The sequence below is a fragment of the Microbacterium kunmingense genome (assembly GCF_023155745.1).
Taxonomy (GTDB): domain Bacteria; phylum Actinomycetota; class Actinomycetes; order Actinomycetales; family Microbacteriaceae; genus Microbacterium; species Microbacterium kunmingense.
On sequence record NZ_JAKNUS010000005.1, the window covers coordinates 43,235 to 59,357 of the forward strand.

The following is a 16,123-nucleotide window of genomic DNA, read 5'->3' on the forward strand; positions in this document are numbered from 1 at the left end:
TCCTTTGCGCCCGGAAACGCGGAGGATGTTCGAATCACGGCCGCGTCGGCGACATCCTGATCTCCTCGACGACCGCGTCGCGGCCGAGGCGGACGGGAACCGCCGGCTCCCCCGCCACGCTCACGGAGTACTCGCCCCGGAAGCCCGACACCCGCACCCGCCCCTCACCGTCGGTGCGCACGGTCGCGGGCGACACCCACCACTCCTCGGCGATGATCCGGCGGAGGGCCTCGTAGGCGGGCTTCGGTGAGCCGTCGGCGCGGACCAGCCCGCCGGGCGCACCCAGCCACATACCGCGGTCGCTGAACCCCCAGTAGGTGATCGCCTCGACGGCGGGATGCGACACCAGCGACCGGTAGTGACGCTCGATCTCGTCGGCCTGCCGGGCCTCGCCTTCGGCGGTCGAGGGCCACGAGGTCACCTGATAGTCGTTGAGGTCGTCGATCTCGGGGGGCATGAGATCACCCGACAGCAGCGTCGTCTCGGTGAAGTGCAGGGGCAGATCGAAGCGCGCGAACCGGTCGGCGACGGCGAGGATCTCCTCCTCGCCGCGGTACCCCTGGTGCATGTGCGTCTGCAGCCCGATGGCGTCGGGGCGGATGCCGGCCTCGAGCATCTCGTCGATGACCCGCTCGTACGCCGGCGACAGATCGAAGTCGTTCACCAGCAGGACCGCGTTCGGGTTGGTCTCGCGCGCCTCCTCGAACGCCAGCCGCAGCATCGCCAGGCGCCCCCGGTCTTTCGCGAGCCGGGTGATGCCGTTGTCACCGTTGTCGAACACCGGCATGATCACCGTCTCGTTGATGGCATCCCAGGTGTCCACCAGCCCGGCGAAGTCGGCGACGTCGCGCCGGATGCGCTCGCGCTGCGCGCGTTCGATCTCGTCGAGCTCGAGGTCGAGCAGCCACGGCGCGGTCACGGTGTGCCAGACGAGCGGATGCCCCTTCAGCGCCACTCCGCGCTGACGAAGCCACTGCGCGGTGCGGCGCATCTCGTCGGTGCGCGGAGCCCCGCGCACGGGCTCGAACCGGCCCCAGTAGAACGGGAGGGTCGCGGCGTTGTGGATCTGCAGCCACAGGTCGGCCTCGGCGGCGCTGAGCATCCACTCCTCCCCCGGAGCGTCGCCCGGCTCGTCACCGCCCTGCACGTCGAAGCCGGTGTTGCCGAAGAGGAACTCGTGGCGGGTCTGGGCGATCGTCACCTCCACTCCCGCGCAGGGGCGGCCGTCGGCATCGACGACCTGGATGACGGCCTCGCCGAGACGGTGGGCGGGAACGATGGCGGAGAGCTCGACGGTCTGCACCCGACGATGCTATGCCGATGCCGGCATTCGTCGCGGGGCCCTTGACGCCACCCTAGGTGGCACTCGCGCGGAGCGCCGTGATCGGCTCGATCCTGCTCGCCCGCCGAGCGGGGATGCCGCCGGCGAGAAGCCCCACGACGGCGCCGAGGATCACTCCGCCGATCGCGACGAGCGGATCGGCGACGGGCGCCCAGCCCTGGACGGCGGAGACGACGAGGATGGCGAACACCCCGACCGCCGCACCGAGCAGCCCGCCCAGCAGGCCGATGACGATCGACTCGAGCACGAACTGCGCGGCGATCTGCCGGCGCGTCGAGCCCAGCGCCCGACGAAGACCGATCTCGCCGACCCGCTCCATGACCGAGAGGGTGGTGACGTTGGCGATGCCGAGGCCACCGGCGAGAAGCACGATGACGCCGAGGATCACGAACACGACCGTGATGTCGGACTGCACGCTCTGCCCGAGCTCCGACCGTCCGGCGGGCGCACTCACGTCCAGGCTCTCGGGCGCGTCGGGGACGAGGGCGATCGGTGCCTGCCGTTGTAGCTGCGGCCCTGCGCCCACGACGATCCGCGCCTGCAGCTCCTCCGGCGCCGCCACCGCGAAGTCCGCCCGGGCGGCGCCGGTGGGGACCACGACGGCGTTGAGGAGCTCCCCCCGTTGCTGCACGTCTGCGAACACGCCGATGACGGCATAGGCGAGTCCGTCGATGAAGATCGACGGCTGCGTGTCCACCCGCATGACGCCTAGCTGCTCCGCCGCGCGCGAGCCGACCAGAGCCACCCGGTCACCGCGTGCATCGTGACCGACGTCGAAGCCGCGCCCTGTCACGATGGAGCCGCCGACGGTGTCGATGAGTCCCGCCGAGGCGGCGACGAGCGGCGGCGGGGCGGCCGCCGCAGCGGATGGGTCGTTCACCGGCACGGAGGTGATGGTCATCCCGGCGGTGTTGACCTCGGTGACGAGCGCGGCCGACTCCACGCCGGCCAGGGTGGTCACGCGGTCGACGGCGTCCCACGGCAGCGTGCCCGCGGCGACCGCTCCTCCGTCGCGCGTCTGCGCCTCGGCCGGCGACACGACCAGCTGCGTCGCGGCGGCCGCATCGAACTGACGCGCGATCTGCGCCGCCGCGGTCTGCGAGAAGCCGATCGTCGCCACCAGCGCGGCGGTTCCGAGCACCGTCCCGGCGAGGGTCATCACCAGGCGAGCGGGGCGGGAGCCGATGTCGGTGGTGGCCTCGGTGAAGAGGTCGCCGAACCCGAAGCGATCCGCCCTGGCGATCGGCCGCAGCGGAAGGCCGTCGTCGGCTGGGTCGGAGCGTCGCCGACGCACGGGAAGCCACCGTCTCATGCGCTCACCAGCTCGCTCAGCCGACCGTCGGCGATGCGGATGGTCCGGCCGGCGCGACGCGCGACGCCGGCGTCGTGGGTGATCACGATGAGGGTGAGACCATCGGCGTTCAACTCCTCGAACAGCGCCATGATCTCGCCGGTGGTGACCTGGTCGAGGTTGCCGGTCGGCTCGTCCGCGAGCAGCACGCGCGGTCGCGTGACGATGGCACGGGCCACCGCGACCCGCTGTCGCTCACCGCCCGAGAGCACACCGGGCAGAAAGCCGATCCGGTGCCCGAGACCGACGCGTTCGATCGCCGCGCGGGCCAGCTCGTCCCGGCGCCCACGCGGGGTGCCGCTGTAGAGCATCGGCAGCGAGACGTTCTCGAGCACCGTCCGCCGCGACATCAGATGGAAGGACTGGAAGACGAAACCGAGCAGCTGCGCGCGGAGCGCCGCGCGTTGATCCTCGGTGAGCCCGCCCGTCAGCGCGCCCGCCAGCCGGTATTCGCCGACGGTCGGGCGATCGAGGAGCCCCAGGAGGTTCAGCATCGTGGATTTGCCCGAGCCGCTCGGCCCCACGATCGACAGGTAATCGCCGGCATCGACCCGGAGGTTGACGCCCTTCAGAGCCTGCACCTCGGGCGGCCCGGGGAAGGACCGGGTCACATCGCGCAGCTCGATGACCGGGCTCATCGGCCCACCACGACGAGGTCGCCCTCATCGAGGGCGCCGTCGACCGGCGTGACCTCGACCGCCCCGGTGGCGGCGAGACCGGTCTCGACCACGACCAGCCGTGTCTCGGCGCGGGCCCCGTCCCGCGGGTCGCCGACCACCACTTCGACGCGCGACTCGCCTCCCGGCCCCGCGGACAGCGCCGCGAGGGGGACGAAGAGCACTTCCCCGGTCGTGGATCCCACCGGGATCGAGACCCGGACGTTGGTGCCCTGCAGTTGCAACAGCTCCTCGGGGGTCAGCGGGGCCGGTTCGAGCGTGACCGTCCACCGGGTCTCGCCGTCGGCGGGTGAGGTGAGGGCCGTCACGACCGCGGGATGCGGGGTGTCGTCCGGCAGCAGGAAGCTTGCCGCCGCCCCCACCTCCAGGAGAGCGGCATCGGCCTCGGCGGCCGATCCGGTGAGGGCGACCGTCGCTCCCGAGACCGTCATCGCCGGGTTGTCGACCACCGACCCGCGCTCGACCGACACCGCGTCGACCCGCCGGGGCAGCTCCGTCAGGTACAGTACCTCCCCGGAGGGGAGGAACGGCAACGCGTCCTGCGTCGTCTGCTGAAGCGCCTCGCGGGCCTGCGCCAGCGCGGCGTTCGCGGCGTCGACGGCGGCGCGCTGCGAGCTGGTGTCCTGCGGCACGTCGAGCGACTGCCGCCGCAGCTCGGCGAGCGCGAGCGCATCCTGCAGGTTTCCGATGAGCACCGCGTCTGCGGGGTCGGTGGCGCGAGCGGCGTCGAGTTCCCGCCGCGCGGAAGCCACGGCGTTGTCCGCTTCGCGGATCTCGACCGCCGACGGACCGCTCTGAGCCTGCGCGAGATCGTTCTGCGCGGCACGCACCGACTGCTCCGCGGCGCGGACGTTCTCCTCCGCGGCCCGGACGGCGTCACCGGCATCGCCCTCCAGGACGGGGGGCGGGTACCCGGCCTGCGCGTACAGCGTCGTCACCGCGCGGGCGGCGGTCTCGTCGAAGACGTTGCTGGAGGGATCGCCCGCGTCGATGCCGACGGCGCGCATCGCTTCTTTGAACTGCACGACGTCGGGGCCCGAGACGCCGAAGCGGAGCGTGCGGTATGCCGGAAGCTCGCCGGGGAGGACGATGACCGGACGCCCCGCAACCTCGAGGGCGACCCCCAGCGCAGCGAGTTCGGCGCCGACCGCGGGCACCTGGCCGGTCACGACCGCGGGGCCGGAGAAGGCTGACGTGTCGACATCCACCTCGACGGGGTCGACGTACCCGAACTCCCCGCGAATCGTCACGTCGTTGCTCAGCTCGCCGAACTCGACCGGCACGGTCACGAGGCCCGCCGCGGGCGGCTCCGCGCCCGCAGCCTCGGCGGGGGCGATGAGGTAGCGCCCGGCCAGCAAACCCGCCACGAGGGCCACGACGGCGACGGCCGCCGTGATCCACAGCGCGCGGTTGCGCGAGACCAGCGCCGGCAGCGCCGCGAGCCGGCGGCGGATTCCGCCCGGTCGTTCGGCAGCGTCGGCACCCTCAGGGGTCAGCAGATCCGTCTCCCAGGCGTCGTCGTGGGCGACCTCGTCCGTCGGCGAGGTCTCGGAGTTCCCGATCACGAGGCGCGCTGAGCGGCCGCGGCCTTGAGCGCGTCGAGGTCGGCCTTGTGGTCGGCGATGAACTCCTCCTCCGCGGCGAACTGGACGGTGCGGTAGCGGTCGCGGTAGTCGACCTCCTCGCGGCAGTCGAGATCGGCGAGAGCGAGCTCGATCTCCTTCTCCTGCAACGCCTTCATGTCGGCGTCGTCCATGCCGGGCGCCTCTGGGTTGCTCTCCCAGTACGCGTTCTGCTCTTCGATGATGGACTCCTGCGCGTCGGTCTGCGCCGCGAAGCCGGGGAAGCCCGCCTCATCCATGCAGGTCGACCACTCCGCGTCGAGCTCGACGAACTCGGGCCGGGTGGGGAGGCCGGTCCAGAACTCGTCCATCGCCTCCATGAGCGGGGCGAACTCGTCGGACTGCGTGGGGTCCTCCTGCGACATCTCGTTCTGCGCCCAGCCGTAGCATCCGGCGGTCTCCCAGTCCCATTCGTAGGAGCCGTCATCGTTCATCTGGTCCTCGGGCACCGGCGGACCGTAGAGAGCCTCGTAGAAGGCCTCCTGCTCGTTCTCCGACAGGCTGTTGACGTAGTCGGCGTTGGGGTCGACGTACTCCTCGTCGGGCGGAACGTCCGACCCCGGGCTGTCCACCATCCCATAGCCGTACTTCTCGACCCAGTCCCGGTCATCCGGTCGCCAGTCGTCGGCGCTGCCGAACGACAGACTGCCGGTCTGGACATTGGGGACGTAGTCGAACCCCTCCTCCGCCATGCATTCCGCGGTCAGCTCCTCGCGCTGGCGGTCCTCCTTCTCGAACCGGGCCTGCTGCTCCTCCTCGCTGAGGTCACCGCCCCACACCGCGTTGAGGTACTCCGCCAGCGGCGACGGCGGCTCCTCTTCAGACGACGTCGCGTTCGGCGACGAGCAGGCGGTCAGCACGAGCAGGAAGCCGATGGCTCCCGAGACGGCGATGGACGAACGCTTCTGGCGCACCAGTTCTCCTCGGTGTGTTCACGCTCCTCCCCCCTGGTGAAGCGGCACCACCGAAGCTACCCGTCGACCGCGCGCCTTCCATCCATCCAGAGGATGAGAAGTCCCTCACGCAGCGTCGTGCTGCGGGATGACCCGGCCGCCGACGTCGACGTCAGGCGGCGAGGGCCAGGTACGGCTCCCAGCGGGGGTCGGAGCGCTCGGTGCCGCGCACCGTCCACTGCCCACCGCGTGGCGGTTGCGGCGTGACCCGCAGCTCCCACGCCATCTCCTGCGGAGTGCGATCACCCTTGACGTTGTTGCAGCGCAGGCAGCAGGCGACGAGGTTCTCCCACGAGTCGGCGCCGCCCCGCGATCGGGGCAGGATGTGGTCGATCGTCGAGGCCGACTTCCCGCAGTAGCCGCAGCGGTGCCCGTCGCGGCGGAGCACGCCCCGCCGGGTGACCGGTACGCGCCGGCTGCCCGGTACGCGCACGTATCTGGTCAGCAGGATGACCGCGGGTCGGTCGTACGCCCCCGTGGCCCCCCACACCGGTTCGTCGCGGATGTGCTCCACGACGGTGGCCTTGTCGTTCATGACGAGCACGAGCGCCCGCTTGAACGACACGACGGCCAAGGGCTCGTAGCCCGCATTCAGCACCAGAGTGCGCATTCCTGTTCCCCTCGAATGGCCGGGACGGCTTTCACGGTTATTCGACTCGTGACGTTTCGAGGGGCGGAGGGCATGAAAAAAGGCGCTGTCTACAGACAGCGCCTTGGCGCCACGGTCATCCCGTGGCCTCCATCGACATGATGCCGAAGGACGAGCAGTCCCAACGCATCCATGGTTCGGATACGTGGTGCGCCGTTCATCGGCTCCCTCCGCTTCTCTTGAGCGTCAGCTGAGGCCAGGCTAGTACACGCGACACGCCCGGGGGTTCAGCGACGTGAACATCGTGTGACGTGTCGGAGAACGGCGAAGGGCGCCGGGGATGCCCCGGCGCCCTTCGTCAGTGATCGCTGCGTGTCAGCCCGCGTTGGCGAGGAGCCATTCGTAGGAGTCGACGACGGAGCCGTTGATGTAGGTCTCGAAGTGGACGTGGCACGCGGTCGAGCGACCGGTGCTGCCTACGAGACCGATGATCTGCCCGGCAGAGACGGTCTGACCCGCCTGGACGGCGCGGCTGCCGTAGGTCATGTGGCCGTAGAGCGTGGACACGCGCTGGCCGTTGATGACGTGGTCGATGGTGACCGCGACGCCGTAGCCGCCGTAGCTCTCCTGGGAGACGCGGACGACGCCGGCGGCGGCGGCGAACAGCGGCTCACCACAGGGGGCGAGCATGTCGGTGCCCATGTGAGCCCCGCCGCGGGCGAACGTGCGGTCGCCGACGGTGAAGCCCGAGAGCGGCCAGCGCACCTCGCCGGTGCCCGGGGCGACCATCGAGAGGTCGACATTGGCGCGCGAGCCCGACGACGAAGAGGACGACGCCGCGGAAGCGGCGAGCTCGGCCGCGATGCGCGCACGCTCCGCGGCGGCCTCCTCGGCCTTCTTCTTCTCGATCTCCTCCGCGGTGGTGGCGGAGTAGCTGCTGCGCGAGAGTTCTGATCCTCCGGCGTCCGAGGCGACCACGAGCGACTGGGCGTCGTCGACGGCCACCTGCTGCAGGGTCATCGGGTCGGCGGTGGCGCTCTCGACGGCGGCGTAGGCGGGCAGCGCCACGGTGGCGATGAGGCCACCGACCATCGTAAGGATCACGAGGGTGCGCGCCGGCTTCCGGCCGTTTCGAGGCCGTCGGCTCTTCGGCGGAGCGGCAACCGCCGGGCGGGCGGTCTTGAGAGTGCTGGTGCGAGCCGCGGGCTTGCGTCGGGTGCGGTCTCGGCGTTCGAGCCCCGGTCCGTCGGTCGCCGACGGGGAATCGGGGGTGTTGTCTAGATCGGCCATTGTCCTCCGGCGCCTCCGCGCATTCCTGCGCTGGCTCGTCGACACTCAGTGTGGGGGCACGATGTGCGGGGCGGGCCGCGTGAACGACGAGCCGATGAGGCAATTCACGCGGAGTCCGTCGGCGGGCTTCTCGCCTGTGGACCCTCAGAGGCTACCCGAAGGTAACGAATAAGTCACGTTGCGATCGCTCGCGCCCCGTCGTCGACGAGGAAGATGTGGGATGCGACCTCGACCGGAAGCTCCAGCGCCTCGTCGTTGTCATCCATCTCGACGAGCACGTATCCCTCGCTGTAACGGTAGGTTCCGGTGCCCCCGGGGACGACGCCGGCGGCCTTCAGCTGCTGCAGCAGTTCGGGGTCGACCTGCGCCGGTTCGGCGAGGCGCCGCACGGTTCCGCGCATCGGTCCGCCGTCGGCGTTGAGCTTGGTCACCAGGCCGATGACGCCCTGCTCGAAGGTGTTGGCCGGGATGTCGCCGAGCTGGTCGAGCCCCGGGATCGGGTTGCCGTAGGGCGACTCGGTGGGATGCCCGAGAAGCTCGACGAGACGCCGCTCGACCTGCTCGCTCATGACGTGCTCCCAGCGGCACGCCTCCTCGTGCACGTAGGCCCAGTCCAGGCCGATGACGTCGGAGAGGAGGCGCTCGGCGAGGCGGTGCTTGCGCATCACATCGACCGCCTTCTGGCGCCCGGCGTCGGTCAGCTCCAGGCGACGGTCTTCGGAGACGACCACGAGCCCGTCGCGCTCCATCCGCCCCACCGTCTGCGACACCGTCGGCCCCGAGTGGCCCAGGCGCTCGGAGATGCGCGCGCGCAGCGGCACGATCCGCTCCTCCTCGAGCTCGAGGATGGTCCGCAGGTACATCTCGGTGGTGTCGATGAGGTCGGTCATGGGGCGGTGTCCTCGCGGGTCTCAGGGGTGTTTCCAGCCTAGTCGCCGCCGCCGACGCCGAGCCCTGGGCCGGCCCCGGTTGCGGCCGCCCGCGACAACGACGCGGACGCGACATCCCTAGAATCGCTCGCATGGCCCACGTCGAACTGCCCCGCGAACTGCTGCCCGCCGACGGTCGATTCGGCTGCGGCCCGTCGAAGGTGCGCGGCGCACAGCTCGAAGCGCTGGTGACCCGCGGCGCGACGCTCCTCGGCACCTCCCACCGCCAGGCGGGTGTGAAGAACCTCGTCGGTTCGGTGCGCGAGCGCCTCGCCTCTCTCTTCACGCTGCCCGAGGGATACGAGATCATCACGGGCAACGGCGGCTCGACGGCGTTCTGGGACGCGGCGGCCTTCGGTCTGATCGAGCGTCGCAGCCAGAACCTCGTCTTCGGCGAGTTCGGTGGCAAGTTCGCCGCCGCCGCGCGCGCCCCCTGGCTCCAGGCGCCCGACGTGCGCACCGCCGACCCGGGCGGCCGCGCGCGCCCTGAAGCCGTCGAGGGCGTGGACGTCTACGCCTGGCCCCACAACGAGACCTCCACCGGCGTCGCCGCGCCCGTCGAGCGCGTCACCGGCGATGACGGCGCGTTGACGGTCATCGACGCGACCAGCGCCGCGGGCGGGATCGACGTCGACATGTCCCAGGCGGATGTGTACTACTTCGCCCCGCAGAAGAACCTCGGCTCCGACGGCGGACTGTGGTTCGCCGCGGTGTCGCCGGCCGCGATCGAGCGGATCGAGCGGATCGCGGCATCCGACCGGTACATCCCCGAGTTCCTCAGCCTGAAGAACGCCCTGGACAACTCCCGCCTGCAGCAGACGCTGAACACACCCGCGGTGGCCACCCTGGTGCTCCTGGACGAACAGCTCGGCTGGATTCTCGACAACGGCGGGCTGTCGTGGGCCGACGCCCGCACCCGCGAGTCGTCGGGGGTCTTGTACGGCTGGGCCGAGGCGTCCCCGGTCGCCACGCCCTTCGTCGCCGACCCCGCCGACCGCTCACCGGTCGTGGTGACGATCGACTTCGATGATTCGGTGGATGCCGCGGCGGTGGCGGCGAGCCTGCGCTCGAACGGGATCGTCGACACCGAGCCGTACCGCAAGCTCGGCCGCAATCAGCTGCGCGTGGCGACGTTCGTCTCGATCGAACCCGACGACGTCCGCGCCCTCGTGGGCGCGATCGACTACACGCTCGAGCGGATCTGACGCCCGGACGGTGTGCGCGAGGAGTCAGTCCTCGTCGTCGCCGTCCGCGTCGTCGTCATCCGCGTCGTCGTCGCCGTCCTCGTCGTCGTCATCCGCGTCGTCGTCGTCGTCATCCGTGTCGCTGTCGGCGAGCTCGTCGATGTCGACGCCGTCCAGATCTCCCGCGTGGAGGATCGGCGACCCGTCCTCGTCGAAATCCGAGGCGTCCAGGTCGTCGAGGTCATCGACGTCGGCGTCATCGTCGTCCTCGTCGAACTCGGCGTCGTCGTCCTCGTCCTCGTCGGAGTCGTCATCCTCGCCCGATTCGGCGGCCGCGGCCTGGGCGGCCTGATACTCCGCCAGGCGCACCGCCCACGGAACCCACTCCGGCGCGAGGAGCGCGCCGTCGCCGGGGAGCAGCTCGACCTCGAGCACCGTCGGCTCGGCATCCTCGACACGGGCGAGGCTCACCGTCCAGAACCACCCCGGATAGCCGTGCAGACGGTTCTCGAACCGGAGCGAGACGACACCGTCGTCTTCGATCCGGTAGTCCGCGGGCTCGCCGATGGTGTCGGCGGGCGTGATCTCGCGAAGCGCCGCGAGGGCCAGATCGTGGGCTTCGAGCAGCCGGGGATCGGGCTCAGGCTTCGAAGTCATCGGCGACCTTGCGGAGGACGGCGGCGACCTTCTTCGACTGCGACGAGCTGGGGTACCGGCCGCGACGCAGGTCGGCGCCGATGCCGTCGAGCAGCTTCACCAGGTCCTCGACGATGACGGCCATGTCGTCGGCGGGCTTGCGGGCACGCTTGGCCAGGCTCACCGGAGCCTCCAGCACCCGCACCGACAGCGCCTGCAAACCGCGGCGGCCGTCCGCGACGCCGAATTCCACGCGCGCGCCGGGCTTGGGCGCCGCCGAGCCCGCGGGGAGCGCGGTGGCGTGCAGGAACACGTCCTGGCCCTCATCGGTGGTGATGAAGCCGAAACCCTTCTCCTCGTCGTAGAACCTGACCTTGCCGGTGGGCATGAGACCTCGCTGAAATCGGTGCCTGCGTGTCGCGGGCATGACGGATGACGGGCAGAGTTGTGCCCGCCCCAAGCCTACGCGGGCGGGCGCGACATCGTCACCGCGGGGTCACCGCGGGGTCGCGGCGAGCTCACCGCACGTCACCGCGGGTCATCCGATCACCGCCGCGAGGGCGGAGCAGATAGGCTGATCGTCGATGAGCACGCCGACTTCGAACGCCGACCTTCCGGTGCGGCGGATCGACCGCATCCTGGCCTTCATGTCGCTGGGCCTGATCCTGCTGTCGATCGTGTGCTTCCTGTCGATCATGATCGGCTCGGCCGCCGGCGCCGACATGGCCGGCGGGATCTGGCCGACCGTGGGCGTGATCGTCTGGATCGCCCCGCCGCTGGCGTTCGTGCTGATGCTGACCGTCCTCATCATGAGCTTCGTCCGGAGGGCACGGGCCAACCGGGCGGGCTGATGGCTTCCGACGAGCGCGCCCTCGCGACGTGGCTCGCCGGTCGCGACGACCGCGAGCTCGCCGACATCCTCGCCGCCCGGGGCATCTCCCCGACGGCGCCCTGGAAAGACTTCTTCGATGCGGCCGACGCCCTGCTGGAGCCGTCGTCGATCGACCGCGCGCTGGTCCACCTCACCCGCGGGGAACTGATCGCCCTGGCGGCAGCCGCCGACGACGCCGACCCGTCCGCGGAAGCTCCGGCCTCGGCGACGCGTCTGGCCCTGACGGGCGAGGACGGCGCCCCGTGGCATCCCGTGACGGAGGCCCTCCGCCGGCTGCGCGCGGATCGTCCCGACGCCTTCGTCGCCGGGGCGGAGGAGACCCCTCCCGAGCCGGCCTCCGAGGAGGAGACGCTCGCCTCGGCCGAAAGGGTGTTCACCACCGTCGGATCGCTGGCCGATGTGCTCGCGGCGGCCCTGCACACCCCCCTCACCCGGATCACCTCGGGCGACATCAGCGCCGCCGACCGGCGCAAGCTCGTCGACGCCGGGGCCCTCGGCGACGGCGCAGAGCTCGACGACATCGTCGGCGCCGCTGCCGCCGCCGGACTGCTGACCTCGAGCGGACGGGACTGGGAGGTCGCCGAGGCGGGTTCACGCTGGCTGGAGACATCGACCCCCGAGCGCTGGCGCATCGTCGTCACCGGCTTCCGGGCATCCCTGCCGTCGGGGCTCCGCACCCCCGACGGCGGCTATCTCCCGGTGACGGCCTGGCCGGCGCGATATCCGCTCGACGAGGACTGGGACCGGCGAGCGGCGTCCCTGGCACGGATCGCGGTGCAGTGGGGCCTCCTCACCCCGGAGAGTCGCGAGCCGGCGTGGGCGACGACGCTCCGAGACGGCGACGCCCCGCAGACCCCCGAACTGGCCCGGCACCTCCCCGCCGAGATCGACCGCGTCTACCTTCAGGCAGACCTCACCGCGATCGCGCCCGGTCCCCTGGCGCCGCGCCTCGAGCTGCGGCTGCGGCGGCTGGCGGCACGCGAATCGCGGGCGCAGGCCTCGACGTACCGGTTCACCGCCGAATCCCTCACCGCGGGGCTCACCGAGGGTGAGACCGCGGCGTCGATCCGCGAGTTCCTCACCGGACTGTCCCTCACCGGTCTCCCCCAGCCCCTCGGCTATCTCATCGACAGCACCGCGGCCCGGCATGGTCTCATCCGGGTCCGGACGGATGCCGCGACGCGGCGCACCATGGTCGAAAGCGGCGATCCCGCGCTGTTGGACGCGGTCTCGGTCGATCAGGGCCTGCGGGCCCTCGGCCTCGTCGCCGACGGCGACGCCCTCACCACCGGCGTCTCGCAGGACACGGTGGCCTGGGCCCTGAGCGACGCACGCTATCCGGTGATCTCCGTCGGCGAGGACGGCGCCCCGGCCAGGCTCCGCCATCGCGTGCGACCGAACCCCGAGCGGAGCGAACCCGCGCCCGAACCGCACGCCGCCCTCATCCGCGTGCTGCGTGGATCGCACGACGCCGATGCCGAGAACGCCTGGCTCGAGCGCGAGATCGTCCAGGCGGTGCGCACCCGCGCGGTGATCGACGTCGTCGTCCGGATGCCCGACGGCACCGAGCGCACCTTCACCCTGGAGGCGACGGGATTCGGCGGCGGGCGCCTCCGCGGGCGCGATCAGTCGAGCGACGTCGAACGCACCCTTCCGCTCTCGCACGTCGTGACCGTCCGCAGCGTCGCCTGAGCGTCGCCGCCCCGTCTGATCGCGGCCGCCACCGCCCGGGGCATCACGGCCCGGGTAGACTGGAACGCTATGGCTGACGGACCCCTCATCGTGCAGAGCGATCGGACGGTGCTGCTGGAAGTCGCCCATCCCGAGGCGGAATCCGCGCGGCACGAGCTGGCGATCTTCGCCGAGCTCGAACGCGCGCCCGAGCACATCCACACCTACCGGATCACCCGCCTGGGGCTGTGGAACGCCCGCGCCGCCGGCCACGGGGCCGACGACATGCTCGCCACCCTCGACCGGTGGTCGCGCTTCCCCGTCCCGCCGTCGGTGTCCCTCGACATCCGCGAGACCGTCGGACGGTACGGCCGACTCGTCATCGAGCGCGACGAGGACGGCACCCTCGTGCTGCGCTCCGGCGACGCCGCGGTGCTGGCGGAAGTATCGCGGAACAAGCGGATCCAGCCGCTCCTCATCGGCCACCCCGCACCCGACACCTACGTCGTCGACGCCTGGGCTCGCGGTCAGATCAAGCAGGAGCTGCTGAAGATCGGCTGGCCCGCCGAAGATCACGCCGGGTACACGCCGGGGACGCCGCATCCGATCGATCTCGCTGAGAACGGCTGGCACCTGCGCCCCTACCAGCAGAAGGCCGTCGAGACCTTCGCCGACGGCGGCTCGGGCGTCGTCGTCCTCCCCTGTGGTGCCGGAAAGACCCTCGTCGGGGCCGGAGCGATGGCCGAGACGAAGACGACCACGCTCATCCTCGTCACCAACACCGTCAGCGCCCGGCAGTGGCGCGACGAACTGCTGCGCCGCACCAGCCTCACCCCCGAGGAGATCGGCGAGTACTCCGGTCAGGCCAAGGAGGTCAAGCCGGTCACGATCGCGACTTACCAGATCCTCACCGCCAAGCGGAAGGGTCAGTACGCCCACCTCGCGCTCCTCGACGCCCTCGACTGGGGACTCATCGTCTACGACGAGGTGCACCTCCTCCCCGCCCCGGTGTTCAAGCTCACCGCCGACCTGCAGGCGCGCAGGCGCCTGGGCCTCACCGCCACGCTCGTGCGCGAGGACGGGCGCGAGGGCGACGTGTTCAGCCTCATCGGCCCGAAGCGGTTCGACGCCCCCTGGAAGGAGATCGAGGCGCAGGGCTTCATCTCCCCCGCCGTCTGCTACGAAGTGCGCGTCGACCTTCCCGCCGGCGAGCGCCTCGAGTACGCCGCCGCAGCCGACGAGGAGCGCTACCGGCTGGCCGCCACGGCCCCGGCGAAGATCGACGTCGTGCGGCAGCTCGTGTCGCGTCACCCGGGCGAGCGCATCCTCGTCATCGGGCAGTACCTCGACCAGATCGACGAGCTCGCCGAGGCCCTCGGCGCACCCAAGATCACCGGAGCGACCCCCGTCGACGAACGCGAAGAGCTGTACGGCGCTTTCCGCGACGGCGAGATCTCGCTGCTCGTGGTGTCGAAGGTGGCGAACTTCTCCGTCGACCTGCCCGAGGCGTCCGTCGCCATCCAGGTCTCGGGCTCGTTCGGTTCGCGTCAGGAGGAGGCGCAGCGCCTCGGACGGCTGCTGCGCCCGAAGGAATCGGGCCGCACCGCGAGCTTCTACACCCTGATCGCCCGAGACACCGTCGACCAGGACTTCGCCCAGAACCGCCAGCGCTTCCTCGCCGAACAGGGCTACAGCTACACGATCCTCGACGCGGAAGAGGTCGCGGCAGCCTAGCCGGCTCATGGGCAGCGGGGAGCGGGACTACGACATCGTCCTGGTGGGCGCCACCGGCTTCGTCGGGCGGCTGACCGCCGAGCACCTCTCGCGCAGCGCGCCCGAAGGTGCGCGCATCGCCCTCGCGGGCCGCTCCCCCGAGCGTCTGGCGGCCCTCCGCCGGGAGCTGGATGTCGCGTGGGACACGCTCGTCGTCGATATCGCCGACGCCGCGGCGCTCGACCGGCTGGCCGCCTCCGCACGCGTGATCGCCTCCACCGTCGGGCCCTATGCGCGACACGGCCTCCCCCTGGTGCGGGCCTGCGCCCGCGCCTGCACGGCGTACGCCGATCTCACCGGGGAGAGCACGTTCGCCGCGCGGAGCGTGGCGGAGGTGCACGCCACCGCGCGGGACAGCGGCGCGCGGATCGTGCACTCGTGCGGTTTCGACTCGATCCCCTCCGACCTCGGCGTCGGGCTCGCCCACGCAGCCGCCGGCGGCGGGCCGCTCGCCGAGGCGGACGTGCAGGTGCGCGCGATCAAGGGCGGGGTGAGCGGCGGGACGATCGACTCCCTCCGCCAGCAGCTGCTCGACGCCCGCCACGACGGGTCGGCCCGACGTGTCGTGGCCGACCCTTACGCGCTCACCCCCGGTCCCTCCCGGCGCCTCCCCGCGAGCAGCCGGCCGCGCGGGCTGCGCCTCGACGAGGCATCCGGAATCTGGCAGGCCCCGTTCGTGATGGGTGCCTACAACCAGCAGATCGTGCAGCGCACCAGCTGGCTCGGCGGCTGGTCGTACGGCGAGCTGATGCGCTACCGCGAGGTCGTCGACACCACGACCGGTGCGCCCGGACGCATCATCGCCGCCGCCGTGTCGGCGGCGACCGGAGCCCTCGTCGCGGGGCTTCTGTTCCCTCCCACCCGCGCGCTCCTCGACCGCATCCTGCCGAAACCCGGAGAGGGGCCGAGCGCGCGGGCGAGGGAGGCCGGCCGGTTCACGGTCGAGGCCGATGTCTATCCGGTCGAGGGCACGCCGACGCGCACCCGGATCTCGGCGCCGTACGACCCGGGCTACGACGGCACGGCGGTGATGCTCGGCGAGTCGGCGCTCTGCCTCGCGTTCGACGACCTGCCGCCTCGCGGCGGCGTGCTCACTCCGATGTCGGCGATGGGCGAGGCGCTCGCCGAGCGCCTTCGGCGGCATCGCTTCGTGATCCAGACGGCACCGCTGAGCGAGACCGCCGGCTCACGCTGACGGCGGTGCGCCCCGGACA

15 protein-coding genes are annotated in these 16,123 nt (G+C 71.4%); 5 read left to right on the forward strand and 10 right to left on the reverse strand.

The features are described 5' to 3' along the window. Positions 1–34 precede the first annotated feature (34 nt). From MA875_RS08620 to MA875_RS08655, 8 genes are all read right to left on the reverse strand, one after another. Positions 35–1,303 (reverse strand): endo-1,4-beta-xylanase, encoded by a 1,269-nt coding sequence (locus MA875_RS08620; RefSeq protein WP_248241729.1) that lies wholly within the window; start codon positions 1,301–1,303, stop codon positions 35–37. 52 nt (positions 1,304–1,355) lie between these two features. Then, a complete protein-coding gene (locus tag MA875_RS08625; protein WP_248241730.1) occupies positions 1,356–2,654 on the reverse strand; it encodes an ABC transporter permease in 1,299 nt (432 codons plus the stop codon). Further along, the gene (locus MA875_RS08630) at positions 2,651–3,331 is read right to left on the reverse strand and encodes an ABC transporter ATP-binding protein (protein ID WP_248241731.1); all 681 of its coding nucleotides are present in this window, start codon (positions 3,329–3,331) and stop codon (positions 2,651–2,653) included. The genes MA875_RS08625 and MA875_RS08630 overlap by 4 nt, the downstream gene beginning before the upstream one ends. Next, the gene (locus MA875_RS08635; RefSeq protein ID WP_248241732.1) at positions 3,328–4,935 is read right to left on the reverse strand and encodes an efflux RND transporter periplasmic adaptor subunit; all 1,608 of its coding nucleotides are present in this window, start codon (positions 4,933–4,935) and stop codon (positions 3,328–3,330) included. Before MA875_RS08635 ends, MA875_RS08630 begins: the two co-directional genes overlap by 4 nt. Beyond that, positions 4,932–5,906 carry a hypothetical protein gene (locus MA875_RS08640; RefSeq protein WP_248241733.1) on the reverse strand — a complete coding sequence of 325 codons (975 nt, stop codon included), beginning with the start codon at positions 5,904–5,906 and terminating at the stop codon, positions 4,932–4,934. Before MA875_RS08640 ends, MA875_RS08635 begins: the two co-directional genes overlap by 4 nt. A gap of 151 nt (positions 5,907–6,057) precedes the next feature. Continuing rightward, positions 6,058–6,555, reverse strand: a complete 498-nt coding sequence (locus MA875_RS08645; protein WP_248241734.1) for an HNH endonuclease — start codon at positions 6,553–6,555, stop codon at positions 6,058–6,060. Between the two features lie 354 nt (positions 6,556–6,909). Then, positions 6,910–7,824 carry a M23 family metallopeptidase gene (locus MA875_RS08650; RefSeq protein ID WP_248241735.1) on the reverse strand — a complete coding sequence of 305 codons (915 nt, stop codon included), beginning with the start codon at positions 7,822–7,824 and terminating at the stop codon, positions 6,910–6,912. Positions 7,825–7,997: 173 nt separating this feature from the next. Then, positions 7,998–8,714, reverse strand: a complete 717-nt coding sequence (locus MA875_RS08655) for an iron-dependent transcriptional repressor DtxR (protein ID WP_248241736.1) — start codon at positions 8,712–8,714, stop codon at positions 7,998–8,000. Between the two features lie 131 nt (positions 8,715–8,845). Here MA875_RS08655 and serC point away from each other — a divergent pair, with 131 nt between their 5' ends. Further along, the gene (gene serC, locus MA875_RS08660) at positions 8,846–9,958 is read left to right on the forward strand and encodes a phosphoserine transaminase (RefSeq protein ID WP_248241737.1); all 1,113 of its coding nucleotides are present in this window, start codon (positions 8,846–8,848) and stop codon (positions 9,956–9,958) included. 24 nt (positions 9,959–9,982) lie between these two features. On the opposite strand, the gene MA875_RS08665 is transcribed toward serC, so the two are convergent. Both MA875_RS08665 and MA875_RS08670 read right to left on the reverse strand, forming a co-directional pair. After that, entirely contained in the window at positions 9,983–10,594 is a 612-nt protein-coding gene (locus tag MA875_RS08665; protein WP_248241738.1) for a DUF3027 domain-containing protein, read from the reverse strand. Next, positions 10,578–10,961, reverse strand: coding sequence for a cold-shock protein (locus MA875_RS08670; RefSeq protein ID WP_124293764.1), 384 nt, complete (start codon positions 10,959–10,961; stop codon positions 10,578–10,580). The genes MA875_RS08665 and MA875_RS08670 overlap by 17 nt, the downstream gene beginning before the upstream one ends. Before the next feature lie 196 nt (positions 10,962–11,157). On the opposite strand from MA875_RS08670, the gene MA875_RS08675 reads away from it, so the two are divergent. The 4 genes from MA875_RS08675 to MA875_RS08690 all read left to right on the forward strand — a co-directional run bounded on the left by MA875_RS08675 (position 11,158) and on the right by MA875_RS08690 (position 16,104). Further along, a complete protein-coding gene (locus tag MA875_RS08675; RefSeq protein WP_248241739.1) occupies positions 11,158–11,424 on the forward strand; it encodes a multidrug ABC transporter ATPase in 267 nt (88 codons plus the stop codon). Then, positions 11,424–13,157 (forward strand): helicase-associated domain-containing protein, encoded by a 1,734-nt coding sequence (locus tag MA875_RS08680; protein ID WP_248241740.1) that lies wholly within the window; start codon positions 11,424–11,426, stop codon positions 13,155–13,157. The genes MA875_RS08675 and MA875_RS08680 overlap by 1 nt, the downstream gene beginning before the upstream one ends. Before the next feature lie 69 nt (positions 13,158–13,226). Continuing rightward, positions 13,227–14,870, forward strand: a complete 1,644-nt coding sequence (locus tag MA875_RS08685) for a DNA repair helicase XPB (protein ID WP_248241747.1) — start codon at positions 13,227–13,229, stop codon at positions 14,868–14,870. Positions 14,871–14,877: 7 nt separating this feature from the next. Beyond that, positions 14,878–16,104: a saccharopine dehydrogenase family protein gene (locus tag MA875_RS08690; RefSeq protein ID WP_248241749.1), complete on the forward strand. Its 1,227-nt coding sequence runs from the start codon at positions 14,878–14,880 to the stop codon at positions 16,102–16,104. Positions 16,105–16,123: the final 19 nt, after the last annotated feature.

What these genes read in the sequence shown, in the direction of transcription:
- MA875_RS08625 (WP_248241730.1), bottom strand. Translation starts at nt 2,654, where the DNA reads ATGAGACGGTGGCTTCCCGTGCGTCGGCGACGCTCCGACCCAGCCGAC.
- MA875_RS08630 (WP_248241731.1), bottom strand. Translation starts at nt 3,331, where the DNA reads ATGAGCCCGGTCATCGAGCTGCGCGATGTGACCCGGTCCTTCCCCGGG.
- MA875_RS08645 (WP_248241734.1), bottom strand. Translation starts at nt 6,555, where the DNA reads ATGCGCACTCTGGTGCTGAATGCGGGCTACGAGCCCTTGGCCGTCGTG.
- MA875_RS08650 (WP_248241735.1), bottom strand. Translation starts at nt 7,824, where the DNA reads ATGGCCGATCTAGACAACACCCCCGATTCCCCGTCGGCGACCGACGGA.
- MA875_RS08655 (WP_248241736.1), bottom strand. Translation starts at nt 8,714, where the DNA reads ATGACCGACCTCATCGACACCACCGAGATGTACCTGCGGACCATCCTC.
- serC (WP_248241737.1), top strand. Translation starts at nt 8,846, where the DNA reads ATGGCCCACGTCGAACTGCCCCGCGAACTGCTGCCCGCCGACGGTCGA.
- MA875_RS08665 (WP_248241738.1), bottom strand. Translation starts at nt 10,594, where the DNA reads ATGACTTCGAAGCCTGAGCCCGATCCCCGGCTGCTCGAAGCCCACGAT.
- MA875_RS08670 (WP_124293764.1), bottom strand. Translation starts at nt 10,961, where the DNA reads ATGCCCACCGGCAAGGTCAGGTTCTACGACGAGGAGAAGGGTTTCGGC.
- MA875_RS08675 (WP_248241739.1), top strand. Translation starts at nt 11,158, where the DNA reads ATGAGCACGCCGACTTCGAACGCCGACCTTCCGGTGCGGCGGATCGAC.
- MA875_RS08680 (WP_248241740.1), top strand. Translation starts at nt 11,424, where the DNA reads ATGGCTTCCGACGAGCGCGCCCTCGCGACGTGGCTCGCCGGTCGCGAC.
- MA875_RS08685 (WP_248241747.1), top strand. Translation starts at nt 13,227, where the DNA reads ATGGCTGACGGACCCCTCATCGTGCAGAGCGATCGGACGGTGCTGCTG.
- MA875_RS08690 (WP_248241749.1), top strand. Translation starts at nt 14,878, where the DNA reads ATGGGCAGCGGGGAGCGGGACTACGACATCGTCCTGGTGGGCGCCACC.